This window comes from Streptomyces sp. NPDC004561 (assembly GCF_053602155.1).
Map to the genome: position 1 here is coordinate 1 of NZ_JBSGDB010000014.1, position 19014 is coordinate 19014.

The following is a 19014-nucleotide window of genomic DNA, read 5'->3' on the forward strand; positions in this document are numbered from 1 at the left end:
GGCCCGTGCCTGCAGGGCGTGTCCGGCCTTGGCGGCCGAGCCCTGCACGGCGTGGCTCGCCTTCGCCGCCTGCCCCTGCATGGCATGACTCGCCTTCGCGGCCTGACCCTGCATGGCGTGACTCGCCTTGGCGGCACGGCCCTGCATCGCGTGCCCGGCCTGCACGGCCCTGCCCTGGGCGCCGTGCCCGGCGTGCGCGGCGCTGGAGCGCAGCTGCACGGTCATGGCACCGGCCTTGTCCATGAGGTCGGCGGCCCGCGCCCGCGCCCGGCCCTTCACATCGGCCTTGTCGACCAACTGAGCGACTGTCTCGCCGAGTTGATGCCTGGTCTGCTCGATCTGCTGCCGCAGTTCGTCGGGGCCTTTGGCGCCCGAGCGGTGCGGGATCCTGTGCGTCATCGGTGTGCCCTTTCCCTGATCACGTCGACGTCCGCCCTGACACTGCCGAGCGCCTCCTCGGGCGTGGGCGGCGCGGCGCCGCGCAGCTGGGCGCGCCCGGTCACGGCCAGCACGGTGGCCACGACGAGGAGCACGGCCGCGACGATCAGCGCCGCCGCCCACACGGGCAGCGCCAGGGAGAGGGCGGCGGTGGCCGCACCGGCCAGCGCGATCAGTCCCACGTAGGCGACGGCGCCCGCGGCGCCCAGCAGTCCGCCGCCGCGCCCGGCGCGCCGCCCCTTCTCGGTGAGCTCCTCCTTGGCCAGAGCGACTTCCTGCCGCAACAGCCGGGAGAGCTGTTCGGTGGCCCGGCTGACGAGTTCACCCGTGGAGGGGTGCCCGTCGGCCGCGGGCCGTGCGTGCTGGATCACGGTCACGGTGTTCCGCCTCCTCTCTGTACGGAACTTCCGGGTACCCGGGCCGAAGACCGTTAGCCCTTGTCCCCGTCCCCGGCCCCCCGTTCGCCGAGGCGCGCGAGTTGGGTCTGGAACCAGTCCAACCGCGCCTGCAACAGGGCCGCTTCGGCCACGAGTTCGGGCACGCCCAGCTCCGCGGCGATCCCCGACTCGATGGACGGAACGGCCGTACCGCCGCCGCCCGCCACCACCCGAAGGCCCTCCCCGGCGAGCCGGGCGAACTCCGCGAGCGAGACGGACGTACGGCCGCCCACGCAGCCCGCGCAGGCGGGGGCCAGCGCGCGCCAGCCGGGTCTGCCCCAGCCGGCGTCGGCCAGCGCTACCGCGGCCGCACCACAGGCGCAGGGTCCGGCCGTGGCGGTGCGCACCCGCTGCCGGGCGTAGCGGAAGCCGCGCTCGAAGCGGATGTAGGCGCCGAGCACGGAGACCTCCAGCAGCAGCGCCGCGCGGTGCTCGGCGGCGCACAGCAGGGCCTCGGCGGCCGCGCGGTCGTGGACGCAGTGGAAGCCGCAGTCGCACAGGCGCGCGGGCGGGCGGTGTCTGCGCCCGTAGACGCAGGACGCGTCGTCGAGAACCCCGTACGGGAGCGCGCCGCCGAGCGACACGCCGGTGAACCCGGCCCGGGTGCCGTCCTGGGACAGCACCGGGTGGGCGATCTTGTAGCCGGTCGGCGGCTCCGTCGGGCGTTCCGCCGGGAGCCGCAGCCTCATCGGGCGGCCGGGACCTCTTCGCGGGCCGGCTCGGCCGGTGCGGTGCGGACGGTCTCCTCGGGCTGCCGCTCCTCGTCGGGGACGAGCTCGTGGAGGAGCGGCCGCTCCTCGGCGACCCCGGTGGCCAGTGCCTTGCCGAGCTTCATGGTGCCTCCCATGGCTGACGTCGGTGACCCTTCGGCCATAGTGACCCATGAAGGGCCGAGTTGGACACAGGACCTTCGGCCGTCCACCACATTCATCAGCGATGCTTAGCAATACTCTGTAGGAGAATTAAGTAGAGCTTCATCGATGGCGTGCCGAGACTACTCCCATGACGAGCACACACAGGACCGGACCCTTCGGCCGCACCCTCTGCGCCATGATCACGCCGTTCACCGAGGCGGGCGCGCTCGACGCGGCCGGGGCCCAGGAGCTCGCCGCCCGGCTGGTGGCGGAGGGCTGCGACGGCCTGGTCCTGAACGGCACCACGGGCGAGTCGCCCACCACCACCGACACCGAGAAGGCGGAGCTGGTCGCGGCCGTGCGGGAGGCGGTCGGCGACCGGGTGGCGCTCGTCGCGGGCGTCGGCAGCGCCGACACCCGGCACACCGTCGAACTCGCCCTCGCGGCCGAGAAGGCCGGCGCCGACGGGGTGCTGGTGGTGACGCCGTACTACAGCAGGCCCCCGCAGGAGGCCGTGGCCGCGCACTTCCTCCAGGTCGCCGACGCGAGCGGGCTGCCGGTGATGCTCTACGACATCCCGGGCCGCACCGGCACCCGGATCGAGCCGGACACGATGGTCCGGCTCGCCGGACACCCGCGGATCGTGGCGGTCAAGGACTGCTCCTACGACCTCCTCGGCACCCAGAAGGTCCTGGCGTGCACGGAGTTGGCGTACTACGCGGGCTGCGACGAGCAGGTCCTCGCGCTGTACGCGGTCGGCGCGGCGGGCTGCGTGAGCACCGTCGCGAACGCCGTGCCGGGCCACATCGCCGCGATCCTCGACGCCTTCGACGCCGGCGACACCGCCCGCGCCACCGAACTCCAGTTGCGCGCCATGCCGTTGATCGAGGCGATGACGGCCGCGGGCCTGCCCGGCACGGTCACGGCGAAGGCCCTCCTGACCCGACTCGGCCTCCCCGCCGGGCCGGTGCGCGCCCCCTTGCTCCCCGCCGACCGGGAGACGGCCGACGCCCTGCTGGCACGGCACACGGAACTGACCACTCGGCCTCCGGCGGGTCGGCGAACGTGACCTGCCGGCAATTAACTCCCGGAAGCACTCCCGCGCTTCGGCATCCATCGCCACCTCCTCTTTCCCCCGGACCCCTCGTCGTCCGGGCCCCGCACCTGTTCTGACGCGCGGGCCCGACCGCGGCGGTGCCTGTCGCGCGACGGAATTTCCGGGAGCCGCCCGTGTCCGCTGCCGTACGGTGTCCCGGTGAGCCGCCCTCTGCTGTTCCTGGACGTCGACGGCCCCCTCAATCCGTACGCGGCGCAGCCCCAACGCCGCCCCGAGGGCTACACGACGATCCGGGTGACCCTGCAACCCCGCCGTCCCCTGCGGGTCTGGCTGAACCCGGCCCACGGTCCGGCGCTGCTGACCCTCGGCTACGAGCTGTGCTGGGCGACGACCTGGATGGCCGAGGCCAACCGCTGGATCGCCCCCGTGCTCGGCCTGCCCGAGCTGCCGTACGTCGACTTCGGCGCGGGCCTGTTCGCCTTCCGGCCCGACGGGGTCCACTGGAAGACGGAGGCGATCGTGACGTACGCCGAGGGCCGCCCGTTCGCCTGGATCGACGACGAGCAGAGCCCGGCCGACAGCGCCTACGTCGCCTCCCACCACTCCGGCCCGGCCCTCCTCCACCACGTAGACCCACGCGTCGGCCTCCGCGACAGTGACTTCAGAACCTTGGCGGAGTTCGCGGCCGACACGACGACGTGACGCCGGTGGACGACCCTGACGCTCTGCCCCGGCGTCCGCGGGCGGAGGCGTAGGAACCCGTTCGCGGCCGCTCCCGACGAGGTGAGTGCGGCCCTCGGAGGCGACGCCCCGGCCGGCCGCCTCGTCCAGCGTTCGCCGGGCGGCTACGAACTCGTCGAGGCGCAGTTCCGGGAAGAGGCGCCGTTCGCGAGTGCGGGTCTGTTGTGGCGTGCGCGGAGCCGGGGAGGGGGCGGGATGAGGAAGCAAGGTGGTCTGCAAGGCAGGAACCACACCGCCACGCGTTGAGTCCGTTTCGCTCACAACAGCACCCACTCAGTGCCACTCTGATCCCATGGGAAGCGAAGCCCCGCCACCAGGCCAACCGCCACGAGTCCTCAACCCTCTCTGGATCATTGCACTGTTCCTGGGACTTTCCGAGACAACGGTCGGCATTGCAGCCGCCCAGTCGAACGGCTGGGTTCAAGGGCTACTTGCAGTGTTCGCGGTCGTGTTCCCCGTATTGGTGTCCACTGTGTTCTTCGTCATCCTGTGGCAACGGCCCGAGGTGCTGTACGCACCGGGAGACTTCCCGGAACACGTATCGATCGGCACCTACGTGGACGGCATGCGTCGCCGCACAACCCCGGGCCCCGACACTGTCCAAGCCGTCGTCACCGACATGCTGCACACTGTCCTCCCGCCCGCCTTGGACAGCACCTCAGACCCTTCCAACGTGCTGGACGAGGCGCTGGATAACGCTAGGAGAGTACTTGCCGAGCGCACTTTGACCGTCGATGTGAGCGCAATTACCGACATTCCCGGAGACGTATTCCAGTGCACAGCCTTTAGCACCCAAACAGTGAGCGGCTTCCTCGATTCACTTTGGGCCTATCTTCGCGAATTCGTTCCGCCGTTTCGGTATGGACGGGATTGGGTTCTCCTGAATGATGAAAGCAACAAGAAGCTCAGAGATCTGGGCTCTCTTTGGGCTGCGCGGAACCATGCAGAGGCAGACCATAGACTCCTGAGTGGCGTGGGCATCACTCCGGACTCGCGGCTCAGTGCAGTTCGCTTGGATGGAAGCAGGATGCGCTCACCCAGAAATCAAGCTCTGGGCTCATCCCCGAGACGGCTTCCGTACCCCCGGGGATAGGGAAGAACTTGTCCGGGCTCCCCATCCTGGTTGACGGTAAGCACCTTCCGGCCCGCGACTGGCACTGAGCTGCACACCTGCGCATGGCGGTCGCCGGCGGCCAGTACAGCACGGATGTACGGCAACGACGGAAAGGCGGAGGCCGCACAGCGCAGAGCTACCGGGAAGTCAGCGTTCGCCCAGTTCAGAGCCCAAGTCAGCCACAAATGACCGCAGCTTCCCAAGCTGAGGGCTCCGGCACCGTCATCGCGGGACTGCCGGAAGCCCCATGTCTGTGGGCCTTCCGCCATGGGGCTCTTCCACGCGCTGGGTCCGTGTCCGGGGCCGTCGCTTCAAACGGAATCGGACGTCTGAGGCTGGTCGGGCCAGGGGAACGCGTACCGGGCGTCGCCGCCGCGGCTCAGCCGTACGAAGCGCAGGAGTTCACGGACGATGCCCGCGTTGCCCATCGCCCAGCCGGTGCACGGTTCGAGGTCACTCGGGGTGGGCCGGTGCTCGAAGTTGGACCAGCGGGCGCCGTCGCCGTCCCGGATCGCATGGGCGGCGAGGTCCGCGACGAGGACGTGGGCGAAGTCGGGCGGGTCCTGCTGTTCGGCGATACGGTCGCAGGCCAGGGCGAGGACGCCCGCGGTGCCGCAGCAGCGGCCGTTGTTGTCCCAGAAGCCGGGGCGCCGCCGCTGGGGCAGACCGGAATGGGTGACCGTGTGCCAGCAGCGGTCAGCGAGGGCCGGCCAGACGGGGTCGGCGGTGGTGTCGCGCAGCAGCCGGAAGACCTGGGCGTCGCCGGCCGGGCCGTGGCACCAGCCGTAGCTGATGGACTCGATCACATCGGGGCGGTACTGAGGGGTGGAGTGCGGCACCAGAAAACCCTCCGGCCCCGCTTCGTCACGCGCGACGACGTCCGCGGCACCGGCCAGAGCCAGTTCGACCAGATCCGCACGGCCGGTGGCACCGCCGACCCGGGCCAGCGCCAGCACGATGCCCAGCGTGCCGTGCGAAATATGATGCAGACGGGAGTCGACACCTGTGCGGTGGGCCCAGTGGACGCCCGCCGGGGTCCACTCCGCTGTGCGCAGATAGGGCTCCATGGCCAGGACGGCCAGTTCGGCGTTGCCGGCCAGGAGCGCCCCGAGGCCGATCCCCGCGTTGCCGCCCATCAGCTCGAACAGCTCGCCCCAGCGTGTCCCGTCGAAGCGTGACTGCACGACTTTGAGGGCGCGGTCGGCGGCGGCGCCGGCGGCCGTGTCACCGAGTTCGTCGTGAACGGCCCGTAGGGCCAGGGCCATTCCGGTGCGGCCGAAGTAGAGGGAGTCGTTGTCGAAGTCGTCGACGGAGTCCGCGAGGCTGCGGGCCGCGCGCAGGGCGGTGTCGGCGTAGGAGTCGTCGCCGAAGTGCCGCCACGCCTCCAGGAGCACGGGGATGTTCCCGGCCGTACCGCTGTAGAGCATCGGGTTGAGTTCGTCGTCCGAGGGCCTGGTCGTCCAGGCGAGGCCTCCTCCGGAGGTTTCTCGCGCCGCCGCGGTCAGCCACCGCAACCCGTCCACCGCGAGTCCCTCGACCTCGCCGACCGCCGCGACCGCGGCTCCTGGTGCCGTCATGGCCCCACTCTCCCATGAGCTTCCGGACCCACCCAGAGGACGACGGCGCTGCGCAGGATCCTGCGTCACCGCACCACAACCGCACCGGACAGGGCGGGGAACAAGGGGGAATCGCCCCAGAGAGAAACCCCAAGTGCCGCCCCGTCGAGCGGTGGGAACGCCGACGTTGTGGCTTCACGCGATGCTTGGCACCGCTTGCCTCGGCTTGGCTGTGCGCGTCTGATCGGCGTGTGCAGGGAGGTCCGGGGCCGGGGCCGTGCTGGTGGAGTTGGTGTGGTCGAGCAGCGGTGATGAAGGTCGCCGCAGTGTCCCGGTCACCCAAGTCGTCGGCCGGTATGGGGTGTCGAGGCAGTCGGTGCGCTCCTGGGTGCGCGTGTACGAGGAATCGTGGTGCGTGAGGTGCAGCGTCGGCATGCCGGCTGAGGGGCCGTGCAGCATGGTGCTCGAGCTGGCTCAGTGGGAGGCGATGACTGCCGAGATCATCATCGGTCCGATGATCAGCAGGCAGGTTCGCTCTACAGAGAGCAGGGATCTAAGGGCTGAGAGGCCGCGGGGAAGTGACTTGATGCCCAGGTCTGCCTGCGCCAGTCGGGTCACGCGTACCGGGTGGCTCTTGAGTGTGTCCTGCGGGCGCTCGATGGCGTACCGGCGTATGAGGCGAGCCGCCTGGGAGCCGGCGAAGCTCAAACGGGTACCGGAGGCGTCGGTGATGATGAGGTACGTGGTGGCGCCTCCTCGATAGGCCTCTTTCCAGGTCCGCACGCTCCGTAGGTTGTGCAGGTCGATGGTGCGATGGCCGGTCCAGGTTCGCGCGGTCAGGAACTGTGAGGCCGGGCCGTGCCTGTGCCAGGGTTTTCGCGCCACGCAGAGGTGCGGCAGGGCGAAGCAGCCGACCCCGGCAACGACACCTGCCGTCATGAAGATCGGAACAGGGTTTGCCAACGGCGCTGCAAGCAATGCCGGAACCACCATGATCACTGCCAGGCCCATCACGATGCCGGCGGTGACCAAGCGAACGCGTCCGGGCGACGCAGACTTCGGGATGACGCAGTCGCCCGGAACATCCGCGTGAGTCGGCCGGTGATCCGCCATGAAGGAAGACTAGGCGTCGCGCCATTGACGGGTATCAAGTATCAACCGAGGCCGAAGCGCCGATCATCACCTGAGACTCGACACAAGCACCTCGTCCCAGCGGGATGAGACTTTCCCTACTTCATCAGGGCACCCGACTGCGCTCCGCTCCGCCCGCGCTGCGCCGACGCGCGCCCACGTGTGGAGAGGGCCCGGAGGCCATGAATCGAGCACCGCACGGAGCGGCCCCAATGAGAACGAGCCTCCGGCGGGGGCGCTCAGCCTCCGAGTTGGACAGGGCACCGTTCGCGAGTGCCGGCCGGAGAGCGGCGTGCGCAGGGGAGCCCCCATCCCGTCTGCCATGGACCCAGGCAGAGCCGAGCAGACGCGGCCCCTGGCGTCCAGGTCGTACGTTGCAAGCAAGTCGGAGAGCCTCTCTCAGGACCTGGATCAGGCCGACCTGGGAACGCTGCTCCTGCAAGGCGAGGACATGATCGATCAGCTGTCCCAGGCACAATGGGCTGGGGGTTCGGCTCGGCGGACCGCTGGGGGCTGACCAGACGACCGGCATCATCACGTGGACGTTCCCGGACAGGACTGCTTCGGAGCCGGCGCAGATCCTCGGCAGCTTCAGTCAGCAGAGCCCGCCACCGCCGCGAGCGCATCCGTGCCCGCGCTGCCGCACCCCGGTGATCAATGCTGGGTTCGACCTTGCCATCCCTCGCCGTAGAGACAAGAACGCTTGGGGAGCACTTGGGGCCACCCCGCGTGCCGGCCTCACCTTCCACTCGTGCGGTTGCGGCGGTCCCGGCTAGCGGCCGCGGTCGACTGCAGAAGTCCGGGAGCGACGCCGGGCGGCCAAGCGGCTCGGGCTACCGGAACAGACGGCGCTGAAGCGCTACGACCCCTGGGACAACCCAGCACCGTGAGGGTGCGCACCGGAGTCCGGGACGGAGGCCGTACCAGACGGCCGCTCGGTCGTGCAGGGGGCGACTCGCTGACGGAGACAGCACGAACCGTGCCCGGAACAGGGGGACCGTGAGCAGGAGACGCTACGTCGCCCGAGGCGTGCCCGGTGGATACCGGGTCCGGGACAACCGAGGACGTCGATGGTGGGGCGATCTCTACGAGTTGTGTCCTGACGATCTCGTGGCCGGGCTCAACGGCCAGGCGGACCAAGCGCGGACAACCGCGCTGATGAAGCGCTACAGGGCGCAGAAGCGGTAGGTGGCCCGGAGCGTGGATGACGAATGCGCGCACCACAGTCACACCGGATCAGGCAGGGAACAACCGCCTCCGAGCCGCCGCCCGTCCGCGCCCTCCCGGGCCGTCCTCGGGCCGTGGAAGGGCGCTCGATGGTGACCGACGTCGACAGACGCCGACAGGTCAGAACGCCGGCGGCCGCAAGTCACGGCCGCCGACCGTCAGTTGTGGCTGTGGAGGATGTCGTTCAGGCCGCCCCACACCGCGTTGTTCGGGCGGGCCTCGACCTTGCCGGTGACCGAGTTGCGGCGGAAGAGGATGTTGGAGGCGCCGTTGAGTTCGCGGGCCTTGACGATCTGGCCGTCGGGCATGGTGACCCGGGTGCCCGCGGTGACGTACAGGCCGGCCTCGACCACGCACTCGTCGCCGAGGGCGATGCCGACGCCCGCCTCGGCGCCGATCAGGCAGCGCTCGCCGATGGAGATGATCACGTTGCCGCCGCCGGAGAGGGTGCCCATGGTGGAGGCGCCGCCGCCGATGTCCGAGCCGTCGCCGATCACGACGCCCGCGGAGATCCGGCCCTCGACCATCGACGTGCCGAGCGTGCCGGCGTTGAAGTTGACGAAGCCCTCGTGCATGACCGTGGTGCCCTCGGCGAGGTGCGCGCCCAGGCGGACCCGGTCGGCGTCGGCGATGCGGACGCCCTTGGGAGCGACGTAGTCCGTCATGCGCGGGAACTTGTCGATCGAGGTGACCTGGAGGTGCAGGCCCTCGGCGCGGGCGTTCAGGCGCACCTTCTCGATGTCGTTCACGGCGACCGGGCCGAGCGAGGTCCAGGCGACGTTGGCGAGGACGCCGAAGATGCCGTCCAGGCTCTGGCCGTGCGGCTTGACCAGGCGGTGCGAGAGCAGGTGCAGACGCAGGTAGGCGTCGTGCGTGTCGATCGGCTTCTCGTCCAGGGAGGCGATGACCGTGCGGACCGCGACCACCTCGACGCCCCGGCGGGCGTCCGGGCCGGTCGCCGCGGTCGCGCCGCCGCCCAGGAGCTCGGCCGCCTGCTCGGCGGACAGCCGTTCGGTGCCGGCGGGGCCCGGCTCCTCGACCAGTTCGGGAGCGGGGAACCAGGTGTCGAGAACGGTGCCGTCGGAGGCGATCGTGGCGAGGCCGGCGGCGACGGCGCCGGTGGTACGGGAAGCAGTGTCGGTCATGGGGAAAACCTAACGTGGGGCGGGGTGCCGGTGCGAACCGTGTCTCACGTGCCGGGCGGGCTCAGGGGATCACCCGAGCCAGCGCCTCCCGCGCGTACTCCTCGTCGTAGGAACCGCCCGTCAGCAGCACCTGGAGGCAGATCCCGTCCATCAGCGCGACCAGCGCGCGTGCCGTTCCGGCGTCGACGCGCGCGGTCAGCCGCTCGGCCGTCTCCTCGATCCAGCGGGCCGCGACCGGGCGCAGGGCGGGGCGCCGGAGGGCCGCGAGATACAGCTCGTACTCCAGTTCCACGCCCGTCCGGTCGCCGCCGCCCAGCCACTGGCCGAGGACGCGGGCGAGCCCGGCCGCGAGGTCGCCCTCGGGGCCGTCCAGCACGCCGCTGTCGTCGAGCACGACGGCGAATCCCTCGTTGGCCTGGCACAGGGCGGCCACCAGCAGGTCGTCCAGGGTGGCGAAGTGGTACGTCGTGGAGCCGAGCGGGACGTCCGCCTCGGCGGCGACCGTGCGGTGGCTCAGGCCGGCGATGCCGTCCCGGCCGGCCACGCGGATCGCCGCGTCGATGATCCGCTGGCGGCGCTCGGGGTCGTAGCGGCGCGGCATCAGTGCGTCGCCCCGCCGAGGTTGAGGACCACCACTCCCCCGATGATCAGCACGATCCCGGCGACCTTGGTCGCGCTCAGGCCCTCCCCGAAGAGCACCAGGCCGAGGACGGCGATGGCCGCGGTGCCCACCCCGGACCAGATCGCGTAGGCGGTGCCGATCTGCACGGTCTTCAGCGTCTGGGCGAGCAGGGCGAAGGAGACCAGATAGCCGAGAGTCGTGACGACCGAGGGCCAGAACCTGCTGAACCCCTCGGTGTACTTCATCGCCGTCGTCGCGGCGACCTCGGCGGCTATGGCGCCGGCGAGCGACAGATAACCCATGCGTACAAGCGTACACACCATATGTACGAGCGTACACAACGAGGGGTCCCACGGTCGTGGGAACCGCTCGTCGAAACGCCCTCGGGCCGACTCCGGCTCCGCTAATGTGCGGCTCTCGGCATCACATCTGCCACACGAATCACTCACCTCACACCGGCGGACCGCGGCCCCGGCCTGCTCTCCTTCGCCTCCCCGTCGCCGAGTACGACGGCCGGTCCGAAGCCGCTCAGTACGACGGCCGGTCCGAAGCACGGCGGCGGCGCGCCCCCGGTCGCGCCCCCGGGGATCTCCTCCCCCTCCCCCGAGCCGAAGTCCAAGCCGCCCTTCCGTCCGGGTAGTCCGGCCGAGCCGGCCACGGCGAGAACCTCCGTGCGCTCCCTCAACTACCCCGACCGCTACTGGCACATCAGCGGCGACGACGTGGGGCTCGACCCGGTCGCCTCGCCCTCCGCCCGCGCGGCCGCCACCTTCCGGCGGGTCAAGGGCCTTGCCAAGCCCGGCTGTTACTCGTTCGCCACGGCCGACGGCGCCTATCTGCGCCACCGGGACTTCGCCCTGCGCGCCGAACGCGACGACGGCTCCCGCCTCTTCGAGCAGGACGCCACCTTCTGCCCGCGGCCGTCCCCCTACAGCGGCGCGACCGAGCTCGAGTCGGTCAACTACCCGGGCCGCTTTCTGCGCCACCAGAACTTCCGGCTGAGACTGGCCCCGTACCAGAACACCGACCAGTACCGGGCGGACTCGGCGTTCCTGCTGGTGGACGGGCTCGCCTGAACACGCCGAAGGGGGCCATGGCACATGGCCACGGCCCCCTTCACAGGCTCTGTGTCAGACGTTGAACCCGAGCGCCCGAAGCTGCTCGCGGCCGTCGTCGGTGATCTTGTCCGGGCCCCACGGCGGCATCCAGACCCAGTTGATGCGCAGTTCGCTGACGAGGCCGTCCGTGGCGGACTTGGCCTGGTCCTCGATGACGTCCGTCAGCGGGCACGCCGCGGAGGTCAGGGTCATGTCGACGGTCGCGATGTTGGCGTCGTCGACGTGGATGCCGTAGATCAGGCCGAGGTTGACGACGTCGATGCCCAGCTCGGGGTCGACCACGTCCATCAGGGCCTCGCGGAGTTCCTCCTCGGAGGCCGGCTTCATCTCGACGGTGTCGGTCATGCGGTCTTCCTTTCGGCGGCGGCGCCATCCAGCGCCTGGGCCGTCGCGTCCTTCCACGCCATCCAGCTCAGGAGGGCGCACTTGACCCGCGCGGGGTACTTGGAGACACCGGCGAACGCGACCGCGTCCTCCAGGACCTCCTCCATGGCGTCGTCCGGCTCGATCCTGCCCTTGGACTGCATCAGCTCCAGGAAGGTCTCCTGGATCCGCTGCGCCTCGGCGAGGTCCTTGCCGACGAGGAGCTCGTTGAGGACGGACGCGGAGGCCTGGCTGATGGAGCAGCCCTGGCCCTCGTACGAGACGTCCTCGATCGTCGTGCCGTCGTACTTCACGCGGAGGGTGATCTCGTCGCCGCACGTCGGGTTCACGTGGTGCACCTCGGCGTCGCCATCCCTCAGACCACGCCCGTGCGGGTGCTTGTAGTGGTCCAGGATGACTTCCTGGTACATGGAGTCCAGCTTCACGGTCTCAGCTCACGCCTCTCAGCCGAAGAAGTTCCGTACGTGCTCCAGTCCGTCGACCAGAGCGTCGATCTCGGCCGGCGTGGAGTACAGATAGAACGACGCTCGCGTGGTCGCAGGAATTCCGTACCGGAGGCAGACCGGACGGGCGCAGTGGTGACCGACACGGACCGCGATGCCCTGCTCGTCGAGGACCTGGCCCACGTCGTGCGGGTGGATGTCGCCGAGGGTGAAGGAGATCGCCGCGCCGCGGTCCTCGGCCGTGGTGGGGCCGATGATCCGCAGGTCCGGGACGTTGCCCAGCTGCCGCACCGCGTACTCGGTGAGCGCGTGCTCGTGGGCGAGGATCTTCTCCATGCCGATCGCCTGGAGGTAGTCGATCGCCGCGCCCAGACCGACCGCCTGCGCGATCGGCGGGGTGCCCGCCTCGAACTTGTGCGGCGCCGGGGCGTAGGTGGAGGAGTGCATCGAGACGGTCTCGATCATCTCGCCGCCGCCCAGGAACGGGGGCAGGTCCTCCAGCAGCTCCTGGCGGCCCCACAGGACGCCGATGCCGGTCGGGCCGCACATCTTGTGGCCGGTGAAGGCCACGAAGTCGGCCTGGAGGGCCTGTACGTCCAGCGGCATGTGCGGGGCGGCCTGGGAGGCGTCGATGCACACCAGCGCACCGACCTCCTGCGCGCGGCGCACTATCGCCTCGACCGGGTTGACCGTGCCCAGGATGTTCGACACCAGCACGAAGGAGACGATCTTCGTCTTCTCGGTGATGACCTCGTCGATGTTGGACAGGTCGAGCCGGCCGTCGTCGGTGAGGCCGAACCACTTCAGCTTCGCGCCCGTGCGCTGCGCGAGCAGCTGCCACGGCACGATGTTGGAGTGGTGCTCCATCTCCGTGATGACGATCTCGGTCTCGTGGTCCACCCGGTAGGGCTCTTCGGCCCAGCCCAGCATGTTCGCCACGAGGTTGAGCGACTCGGAGGCGTTCTTGGTGAAGATCACCTCGTCGCGGCTCGGCGCGTTGATGAACGAGGCGACCTTGTCGCGCGCGCCCTCGTACAGCGCCGTGGCCTCCTCGGCGAGCACATGCACACCGCGGTGGACGTTGGCGTTGTAGCGCTCGTAGTACTCGCTCAGGGCGTCCAGCACCTGGCGCGGCTTCTGCGAGGTCGCGGCGTTGTCCAGGTACACGAGCTTCCTGCCGTCGTGGACCTGGCGGTCCAGTACGGGGAAGTCCTTGCGGATCGCCTCGGTGTCGAGGAGGCCCGGCAGCAATGTCACGCGGATGCGCCACCCTTCACGTAAGCCTCGTAGCCCTCGTTCTCCAGCTTGTCCGCGAGCTCGGGGCCGCCGGACTCGACGATGCGGCCGCCGGCGAACACGTGGACGTGGTCGGGCTTGATGTAGCGCAGGATGCGCGTGTAGTGCGTGATCAGCAGGGTGCCGACCTCGCCGGACTCGCGGACGCGGTTGACGCCCTCGGAGACGATGCGGAGCGCGTCGACGTCGAGACCCGAGTCGGTCTCGTCGAGGATGGCGACCTTCGGCTTGAGCAGCTCGAGCTGGAGGATCTCGTGGCGCTTCTTCTCACCGCCGGAGAAGCCCTCGTTGACGTTGCGCTCGGCGAAGGACGGGTCCATGTTGAGGCGCTCCATGGTCTCCTTGACCTCCTTCACCCAGGTGCGCAGCTTGGGGGCCTCGCCGCGGATCGCGGTGGCGGAGGTGCGCAGGAAGTTGGAGACCGAGACGCCGGGCACCTCGACCGGGTACTGCATCGCCAGGAACAGGCCGGCGCGGGCGCGCTCGTCGACGGACATCTCCAGGACGTCCTCGCCGTCGAGGGTGACGGTGCCGCTGGTGATCGTGTACTTCGGGTGACCCGCGAGGGAGTAGGCGAGGGTCGACTTGCCCGAGCCGTTGGGGCCCATGATGGCGTGCGTCTCGCCCTGCTTCACGGTGAGGTCGACGCCCTTGAGGATCTCCTTCGTGGCGTTGTCGGCCTCGACGGTGACGTGCAGGTCTCGGATTTCAAGCGTTGCCATGGGTGCCTCAGGACTCCTGGGTGAGGGAGACGAGAACGTCGTCCCCTTCGATCTTTACGGGGTATACGGGGACGGGGCGCGTGGCCGGGAGGCCGGACGGCTTGCCGGTGCGGAGGTCGAAGGAGGAGCCGTGCAGCCAGCACTCGATCTGGCAGTCCTCCACCTCGCCCTCGGAGAGCGAGACGTTCGCGTGGGAGCAGATGTCGTAGATGGCGAACACCTCGCCCTCGGTCCTCACGACCGAGACCGGCGTGCCGTCGAGTTCCACCCGCTTGGGGGTGTCGTCCTCCAGCTCGCTCAGCCCGCAGGCGCGTACGAAGGTCATGCGACCGAAGCCTCCAGCTCCTCCTCGATCTTGGTGAGCAGGCGCTCCTCGATGTCGGCGACACCGATCTGCTGCACCAGCCCGGCGAAGAAGCCGCGGACCACCAGGCGGCGGGCCTCGTACTCCGGGATGCCGCGGGCCATCAGGTAGAAGAGCTGCTCGTCGTCGAAGCGGCCGGTGGCGGAGGCGTGGCCGGCGCCGACGATCTCGCCGGTCTCGATCTCCAGGTTCGGCACCGAGTCGACGCGCGCGCCGTCCGTGAGGACCAGGTTGCGGTTCATCTCGTAGGTGTCCGTGCCCTCGGCCTTGGCCTCGATGAGCACGTCACCGATCCACACCGCGTGCGCCTCCTCGCCCTGGAGCGCGCCCTTGTAGGCGACGTTGGACTTGCAGTGCGGGGTGTTGTGGTCGACGAAGAGGCGGTGCTCCTGGTGCTGGCCGGAGTCGGTGAAGTACAGGCCGAACAGCTCGGCCTCGCCGCCGGTGCCGGCGTAGGCGACGCGGGGGTGCAGGCGCACGAGGTCGCCACCGAAGGTGACCACGAAGGACTTGAAGGTGGCGTCCCGGCCGATCAGAGCGTTGTGCTGGCCGACGTGGACGGCCTTGTCGTCCCAGTCCTGGACGGACACGACGGTCAGCTTGGCGCCGTCGCCCAGGACGTAGTCGACGTTGGCGGCGAGCACGGCGTCACCGGTGTGGTCGATGACGACGACGGCCTCGGCGAAGGCTCCCAGCTCGACGACCTGGTGGCCGTAGGCGACCCCGCCCTCGCCGTGCACGGCGATGCGGATCGGCTCGGTGAGGACCATCTCCTTGGGGACGGTGACCACGCCGGCCTTCTCGAACGCCGAGTGCGCCTGCGCGGCGACACGGTCCACGGGAGTGCCGGCCCTGCCGATCCGGGCGTCGTCGCGGCCGACGGTCTCGACGGTCACGCCCTCGGGGGCCTGGACGTCCACCTTCACGCCGTCACCGGTGGCCACCGCGGTGCCGTCGTGCAGCCCGCGCAGCCGCTCCAGCGGCGTGAACCGCCACTCCTCCTCACGGCCGTGGGGGACCGGGAAGTCCGCCACGTCGAAGGACGGGGGCGCGCTCATGCGGGTGGCGACGGTCGACTCTGCGGCCACCGCGATCTGGCCCGCGGTGGTGGAGCCCACGGGGATGTTCTGAGCCTCAGCCATGGCTGTCGGTCTGCTCTCTTCCTACGTCAGAAATTGCTGGCTGCTGTCCGGGGGGCGGGTCTCAGCCGACCGCGCCTTCCATCTGCAGCTCGATCAGCCGGTTGAGCTCGAGGGCGTACTCCATGGGCAGCTCCTTGGCGATGGGCTCGACGAAGCCGCGCACGATCATCGCCATCGCCTCGAACTCGCTGAGGCCGCGGCTCATCAGGTAGAAGAGCTGGTCCTCGGAGACCTTGGAGACGGTCGCCTCGTGGCCCATGGACACGTCGTCCTCGCGGACGTCCACGTAGGGGTACGTGTCGGAGCGGGAGATGGTGTCCACGAGCAGCGCGTCGCACAGCACGTTGGACTTCGATCCGGCGGCGCCCTCGCCGATCTCGACCAGACCGCGGTACGAGGTACGGCCGCCGCCGCGCGCCACCGACTTGGAGACGATGTTGGAGGACGTGTTCGGCGCCATGTGGACCATCTTGGAGCCGGCGTCCTGGTGCTGCCCCTCGCCCGCGAAGGCGATGGAGAGGGTCTCGCCCTTGGCGTGCTCGCCCATCAGGTAGACGGCCGGGTACTTCATCGTCACCTTGGAGCCGATGTTGCCGTCGATCCACTCCATGGTCGCGCCCTCGTAGGCCACGGCGCGCTTGGTGACCAGGTTGTAGACGTTGTTCGACCAGTTCTGGATGGTCGTGTAGCGGCAGCGGGCGTTCTTCTTGACGATGATCTCGACCACGGCGCTGTGCAGCGAGTCCGACTTGTAGATCGGGGCGGTGCAGCCCTCGACGTAGTGCACGTAGGCGCCCTCGTCGACGATGATCAGGGTCCGCTCGAACTGGCCCATGTTCTCCGTGTTGATACGGAAGTATGCCTGGAGCGGGATCTCGACGTGCACGCCCTTCGGCACGTAGATGAAGGAGCCGCCCGACCACACGGCGCTGTTCAGGGAGGCGAACTTGTTGTCACCGACCGGGATGACCGTGCCGAAGTACTCCTTGAAGAGCTCGGGGTGCTCCTTCAGGGCCGTGTCGGTGTCGAGGAAGATGACGCCCTGCTCCTCCAGGTCCTCGCGGATCTGGTGGTAGACGACCTCCGACTCGTACTGGGCGGCGACACCGGCGACCAGGCGCTGCTTCTCGGCCTCCGGGATGCCCAGCTTGTCGTAGGTGTTCTTGATGTCCTCGGGCAGGTCCTCCCAGGACTCCGCCTGCTTCTCCGTGGAGCGCACGAAGTACTTGATGTTGTCGAAGTCGATGCCCGAGAGGTCGGAGCCCCAGTTCGGCATGGGCTTCTTCTCGAACAGGCGCAGGCCCTTGAGGCGGAGCTTGGTCATCCACTCCGGCTCGTTCTTCTTCGCCGAGATGTCCCGGACCACGTCCTCGTTCAGACCGCGCCTCGCGGAGGCACCGGCGACGTCGGAGTCGGCCCAGCCGTATTCGTACTTGCCCAGGCCCTCGAGCTCAGGGTGGGCAGTCTCCGTGGGGAGAGTCATGCGGGGTTCCTCCCGGCCGTGCTTGCAGGTGCGTCAGTGGAAATCTTGGGAATGAACGTCGTGCAGACGCCGTCGCCGTGCGCGATGGTCGCCAGTCGCTGTACGTGAGTACCCAGCAGCTCGGCGAAGATCTCCGTCTCCGCCTCGCACAGTTGCGGGAACTGCTCCGCGACGTGGGCCACCGGGCAGTGGTGCTGGCAGAGCTGCTCGCCGACCGGTGCGCTGCGCGCCGTAGCAGCGTACCCGTCCGCGCTCAGCGCCTTGGCCAGCGCTTCGGCGCGCTTGTCGGGGGTCACGGCCTCGATCGCCTCGCGGTACGCGCCCGCCTGGGCGGCGATCCGCGCGCGGGCGAAGGCGGCGATCGCCTCGGGGCCGCCCTCACGCTCGGCGATCCAGCGCATCGCGTCCGCGGCCAGCTTGTCGTACGACTGGTCGAAGGCGTCCCGGCCGCAGTCCGTGAGCGCGAAGACCTTGGCGGGGCGGCCGCGCGTGCGCGTGCCGTACACCCGCTGCTCGCGTGCCTCCACGACGTCGTCCGCGACCAGCGCGTCCAGGTGACGCCTGACGGCCGCCTGGGTGAGTCCCAGCCGGCCGGCGAGTTCGGCGACGGTCGACGGCCCGTGGTCCAGGATGGACCGCGCGACCCGGTTGCGCGTCGAGCGCTCTCCGGTCGCGAGCTCCTCCTGCGGGGTCCCCGTGGGGGTCTCCCGAGCCTCGCCGACGTTTTTCACAACGCCATTGTTGCGTAATTCCTCGGAGACTGACAAGCGCCGTCCGGATCACTGCGCGGTGCCCTGCGTCACTTAGGCATACCTAATGCGACCTGGGAAAACGATCTTTGATCGATCACCCCCCAAGCAAATCGCTGGCGTCCCCGAGCTCGGTGCGGAAGACTCCCGGAGCATGGCCACACCCCCTCCGACCGGCCCACTTGTCACCCGGGACACCCTCGCGGCAGAGCTGCGCACGGCCGGTGTCGGGGCCGGCGAGACTCTCCTCGTGCACTCCTCGCTGAGTTCCCTCGGCTGGGTGAACGGAGGGGCCGTCGCGGTCGTCCAGGGACTTCTCGACGCCCTCGGCCCCCACGGCACGCTCGTCGTGCCGGCGCAGACGGGCCACCTGTCCGATCCCGCGCTGTGGGCCAGGCCGCCGGTGCCCGAGGAGTGGTGGGACCGGATCCGCGCCACCATGCCCGCCTACGACCCCCTGGTCACCCCCGCACGCGGGGTCGGCGTGATCCCCGAAGCGGTGCGGACCTGGCCCGGCGCCCTGCGCAGCGCGCATCCGCAGACCTCCTTCGCCGCCCTCGGCCCGCGCGCCGGGGAGATCACCGACGGCCACGCCACCGACTGCCGGCTCGGCGAGTCCAGCCCCCTGGCCCGGCTGGAGGAGCTGGGCGCCCGGGTGCTGCTGCTCGGCGCGGGCTACCACTCCTGCACCTGCTTCCACCTGGCCGAGTACCGGATCCCGGCGCCCCGCGTCCAGGTCGGGCGGCCCGCTCCGGGCGGCGGCTGGGAGAAGGTCGTCGAGGTCTCGATCACCTCCGACCGGTTCGACGAGCTGGGGCACGACTTCGAGCGGGACCGGCCCGTGGTGCGCGGCACGGTGGGCGCGGCGGACGTACGGCTGTTCGCGCTGGCCGACGCGGTGGCCTACGCCGAGCGCTGGCTGCCGCTGCACCGCCCCCGGGAGGAGTTCTCCGACCCCCGCGCCTGAACGGCAAGCGGTCTCCCTAGACTC

22 protein-coding genes are annotated in these 19014 nt (G+C 69.9%); 5 read left to right on the forward strand and 17 right to left on the reverse strand.

Translation table 11 applies throughout. From position 1 onward, the window contains the following. The 4 genes from ACWEN3_RS03430 to ACWEN3_RS03445 all read right to left on the reverse strand — a co-directional run. Positions 1–399, reverse strand: a 399-nt coding sequence (locus ACWEN3_RS03430; protein WP_452965093.1) for a DUF3618 domain-containing protein, incomplete at its 3' end; no start/stop codon positions are given. Then, entirely contained in the window at positions 396–815 is a 420-nt protein-coding gene (locus tag ACWEN3_RS03435) for a phage holin family protein (protein ID WP_452965096.1), read from the reverse strand. The genes ACWEN3_RS03435 and ACWEN3_RS03430, both read right to left, overlap by 4 nt. 53 nt (positions 816–868) lie before the next feature. Further along, entirely contained in the window at positions 869–1564 is a 696-nt protein-coding gene (locus tag ACWEN3_RS03440) for a hypothetical protein (protein WP_452965098.1), read from the reverse strand. Continuing rightward, positions 1561–1710, reverse strand: a complete 150-nt coding sequence (locus tag ACWEN3_RS03445; RefSeq protein ID WP_452965100.1) for a hypothetical protein — start codon at positions 1708–1710, stop codon at positions 1561–1563. Before ACWEN3_RS03445 ends, ACWEN3_RS03440 begins: the two co-directional genes overlap by 4 nt. 167 nt (positions 1711–1877) lie before the next feature. Between ACWEN3_RS03445 and dapA the strand changes: the two genes are divergently transcribed. Together dapA and ACWEN3_RS03455 are read left to right on the forward strand one after the other, a co-directional pair. Continuing rightward, entirely contained in the window at positions 1878–2798 is a 921-nt protein-coding gene (gene dapA, locus ACWEN3_RS03450) for a 4-hydroxy-tetrahydrodipicolinate synthase (protein WP_452965102.1), read from the forward strand. Between the two features lie 186 nt (positions 2799–2984). Next, positions 2985–3488, forward strand: a complete 504-nt coding sequence (locus ACWEN3_RS03455; RefSeq protein ID WP_452965105.1) for a hypothetical protein — start codon at positions 2985–2987, stop codon at positions 3486–3488. 1464 nt (positions 3489–4952) lie between these two features. Here ACWEN3_RS03455 and ACWEN3_RS03460 read toward each other — a convergent pair. Together ACWEN3_RS03460 and ACWEN3_RS03465 are read right to left on the reverse strand one after the other, a co-directional pair. Continuing rightward, positions 4953–6218 (reverse strand): lanthionine synthetase LanC family protein, encoded by a 1266-nt coding sequence (locus ACWEN3_RS03460; protein WP_452965107.1) that lies wholly within the window; start codon positions 6216–6218, stop codon positions 4953–4955. A 453-nt stretch (positions 6219–6671) separates the two neighbouring features. Then, the gene (locus tag ACWEN3_RS03465; protein ID WP_452965190.1) at positions 6672–7229 is read right to left on the reverse strand and encodes a hypothetical protein; all 558 of its coding nucleotides are present in this window, start codon (positions 7227–7229) and stop codon (positions 6672–6674) included. A 1098-nt stretch (positions 7230–8327) separates the two neighbouring features. Here ACWEN3_RS03465 and ACWEN3_RS03470 point away from each other — a divergent pair. Further along, positions 8328–8516 carry a hypothetical protein gene (locus ACWEN3_RS03470; protein WP_452965109.1) on the forward strand — a complete coding sequence of 63 codons (189 nt, stop codon included), beginning with the start codon at positions 8328–8330 and terminating at the stop codon, positions 8514–8516. A 197-nt stretch (positions 8517–8713) separates the two neighbouring features. Here ACWEN3_RS03470 and dapD read toward each other — a convergent pair whose 3' ends face one another. From dapD to ACWEN3_RS03485, 3 genes are all read right to left on the reverse strand, one after another. Beyond that, on the reverse strand, positions 8714–9700 hold the full coding sequence (gene dapD / locus ACWEN3_RS03475; RefSeq protein ID WP_452965112.1) for a 2,3,4,5-tetrahydropyridine-2,6-dicarboxylate N-succinyltransferase: 987 nt from the start codon (positions 9698–9700) through the stop codon (positions 8714–8716). A gap of 61 nt (positions 9701–9761) precedes the next feature. Next, positions 9762–10301 (reverse strand): TetR/AcrR family transcriptional regulator, encoded by a 540-nt coding sequence (locus tag ACWEN3_RS03480; protein WP_452965114.1) that lies wholly within the window; start codon positions 10299–10301, stop codon positions 9762–9764. Further along, entirely contained in the window at positions 10301–10624 is a 324-nt protein-coding gene (locus tag ACWEN3_RS03485; RefSeq protein ID WP_452965117.1) for a DMT family transporter, read from the reverse strand. Before ACWEN3_RS03485 ends, ACWEN3_RS03480 begins: the two co-directional genes overlap by 1 nt. Before the next feature lie 369 nt (positions 10625–10993). On the opposite strand from ACWEN3_RS03485, the gene ACWEN3_RS03490 reads away from it, so the two are divergent. After that, positions 10994–11398 carry an AbfB domain-containing protein gene (locus ACWEN3_RS03490; RefSeq protein ID WP_452965119.1) on the forward strand — a complete coding sequence of 135 codons (405 nt, stop codon included), beginning with the start codon at positions 10994–10996 and terminating at the stop codon, positions 11396–11398. Positions 11399–11452: 54 nt separating this feature from the next. On the opposite strand, the gene ACWEN3_RS03495 is transcribed toward ACWEN3_RS03490, so the two are convergent. The 8 genes from ACWEN3_RS03495 to ACWEN3_RS03530 all read right to left on the reverse strand — a co-directional run bounded on the left by ACWEN3_RS03495 (position 11453) and on the right by ACWEN3_RS03530 (position 18005). Then, entirely contained in the window at positions 11453–11785 is a 333-nt protein-coding gene (locus ACWEN3_RS03495) for a metal-sulfur cluster assembly factor (protein WP_061928429.1), read from the reverse strand. After that, entirely contained in the window at positions 11782–12249 is a 468-nt protein-coding gene (gene sufU, locus ACWEN3_RS03500) for a Fe-S cluster assembly sulfur transfer protein SufU (protein WP_452965122.1), read from the reverse strand. Before sufU ends, ACWEN3_RS03495 begins: the two co-directional genes overlap by 4 nt. An 18-nt stretch (positions 12250–12267) precedes the next feature. Next, entirely contained in the window at positions 12268–13524 is a 1257-nt protein-coding gene (locus tag ACWEN3_RS03505) for a cysteine desulfurase (RefSeq protein WP_452965125.1), read from the reverse strand. Further along, positions 13521–14285 (reverse strand): Fe-S cluster assembly ATPase SufC, encoded by a 765-nt coding sequence (gene sufC / locus ACWEN3_RS03510; protein ID WP_452965127.1) that lies wholly within the window; start codon positions 14283–14285, stop codon positions 13521–13523. The genes ACWEN3_RS03505 and sufC overlap by 4 nt, the downstream gene beginning before the upstream one ends. A 7-nt stretch (positions 14286–14292) precedes the next feature. Beyond that, on the reverse strand, positions 14293–14610 hold the full coding sequence (locus ACWEN3_RS03515) for a non-heme iron oxygenase ferredoxin subunit (RefSeq protein WP_452965130.1): 318 nt from the start codon (positions 14608–14610) through the stop codon (positions 14293–14295). Next, positions 14607–15791, reverse strand: a complete 1185-nt coding sequence (gene sufD, locus ACWEN3_RS03520; protein ID WP_452965132.1) for a Fe-S cluster assembly protein SufD — start codon at positions 15789–15791, stop codon at positions 14607–14609. Before sufD ends, ACWEN3_RS03515 begins: the two co-directional genes overlap by 4 nt. Before the next feature lie 61 nt (positions 15792–15852). Beyond that, positions 15853–17274 (reverse strand): Fe-S cluster assembly protein SufB, encoded by a 1422-nt coding sequence (gene sufB, locus ACWEN3_RS03525; RefSeq protein WP_452965133.1) that lies wholly within the window; start codon positions 17272–17274, stop codon positions 15853–15855. Beyond that, entirely contained in the window at positions 17271–18005 is a 735-nt protein-coding gene (locus ACWEN3_RS03530; protein WP_452965135.1) for a helix-turn-helix transcriptional regulator, read from the reverse strand. Before ACWEN3_RS03530 ends, sufB begins: the two co-directional genes overlap by 4 nt. Before the next feature lie 172 nt (positions 18006–18177). Here ACWEN3_RS03530 and ACWEN3_RS03535 point away from each other — a divergent pair, with 172 nt between their 5' ends. Beyond that, positions 18178–18990 carry an aminoglycoside N(3)-acetyltransferase gene (locus ACWEN3_RS03535; protein WP_452965137.1) on the forward strand — a complete coding sequence of 271 codons (813 nt, stop codon included), beginning with the start codon at positions 18178–18180 and terminating at the stop codon, positions 18988–18990. Positions 18991–19014: the final 24 nt, after the last annotated feature.

What these genes read in the sequence shown, in the direction of transcription:
- sufB (WP_452965133.1), bottom strand. Translation starts at nt 17,274, where the DNA reads ATGACTCTCCCCACGGAGACTGCCCACCCTGAGCTCGAGGGCCTGGGC.
- ACWEN3_RS03515 (WP_452965130.1), bottom strand. Translation starts at nt 14,610, where the DNA reads ATGACCTTCGTACGCGCCTGCGGGCTGAGCGAGCTGGAGGACGACACC.
- ACWEN3_RS03460 (WP_452965107.1), bottom strand. Translation starts at nt 6,218, where the DNA reads ATGACGGCACCAGGAGCCGCGGTCGCGGCGGTCGGCGAGGTCGAGGGA.
- sufD (WP_452965132.1), bottom strand. Translation starts at nt 15,791, where the DNA reads ATGGCTGAGGCTCAGAACATCCCCGTGGGCTCCACCACCGCGGGCCAG.
- sufC (WP_452965127.1), bottom strand. Translation starts at nt 14,285, where the DNA reads ATGGCAACGCTTGAAATCCGAGACCTGCACGTCACCGTCGAGGCCGAC.
- dapD (WP_452965112.1), bottom strand. Translation starts at nt 9,700, where the DNA reads ATGACCGACACTGCTTCCCGTACCACCGGCGCCGTCGCCGCCGGCCTC.
- ACWEN3_RS03445 (WP_452965100.1), bottom strand. Translation starts at nt 1,710, where the DNA reads ATGAAGCTCGGCAAGGCACTGGCCACCGGGGTCGCCGAGGAGCGGCCG.
- ACWEN3_RS03535 (WP_452965137.1), top strand. Translation starts at nt 18,178, where the DNA reads ATGGCCACACCCCCTCCGACCGGCCCACTTGTCACCCGGGACACCCTC.
- dapA (WP_452965102.1), top strand. Translation starts at nt 1,878, where the DNA reads ATGACGAGCACACACAGGACCGGACCCTTCGGCCGCACCCTCTGCGCC.
- ACWEN3_RS03495 (WP_061928429.1), bottom strand. Translation starts at nt 11,785, where the DNA reads ATGACCGACACCGTCGAGATGAAGCCGGCCTCCGAGGAGGAACTCCGC.
- ACWEN3_RS03485 (WP_452965117.1), bottom strand. Translation starts at nt 10,624, where the DNA reads ATGGGTTATCTGTCGCTCGCCGGCGCCATAGCCGCCGAGGTCGCCGCG.
- ACWEN3_RS03480 (WP_452965114.1), bottom strand. Translation starts at nt 10,301, where the DNA reads ATGCCGCGCCGCTACGACCCCGAGCGCCGCCAGCGGATCATCGACGCG.
- ACWEN3_RS03440 (WP_452965098.1), bottom strand. Translation starts at nt 1,564, where the DNA reads ATGAGGCTGCGGCTCCCGGCGGAACGCCCGACGGAGCCGCCGACCGGC.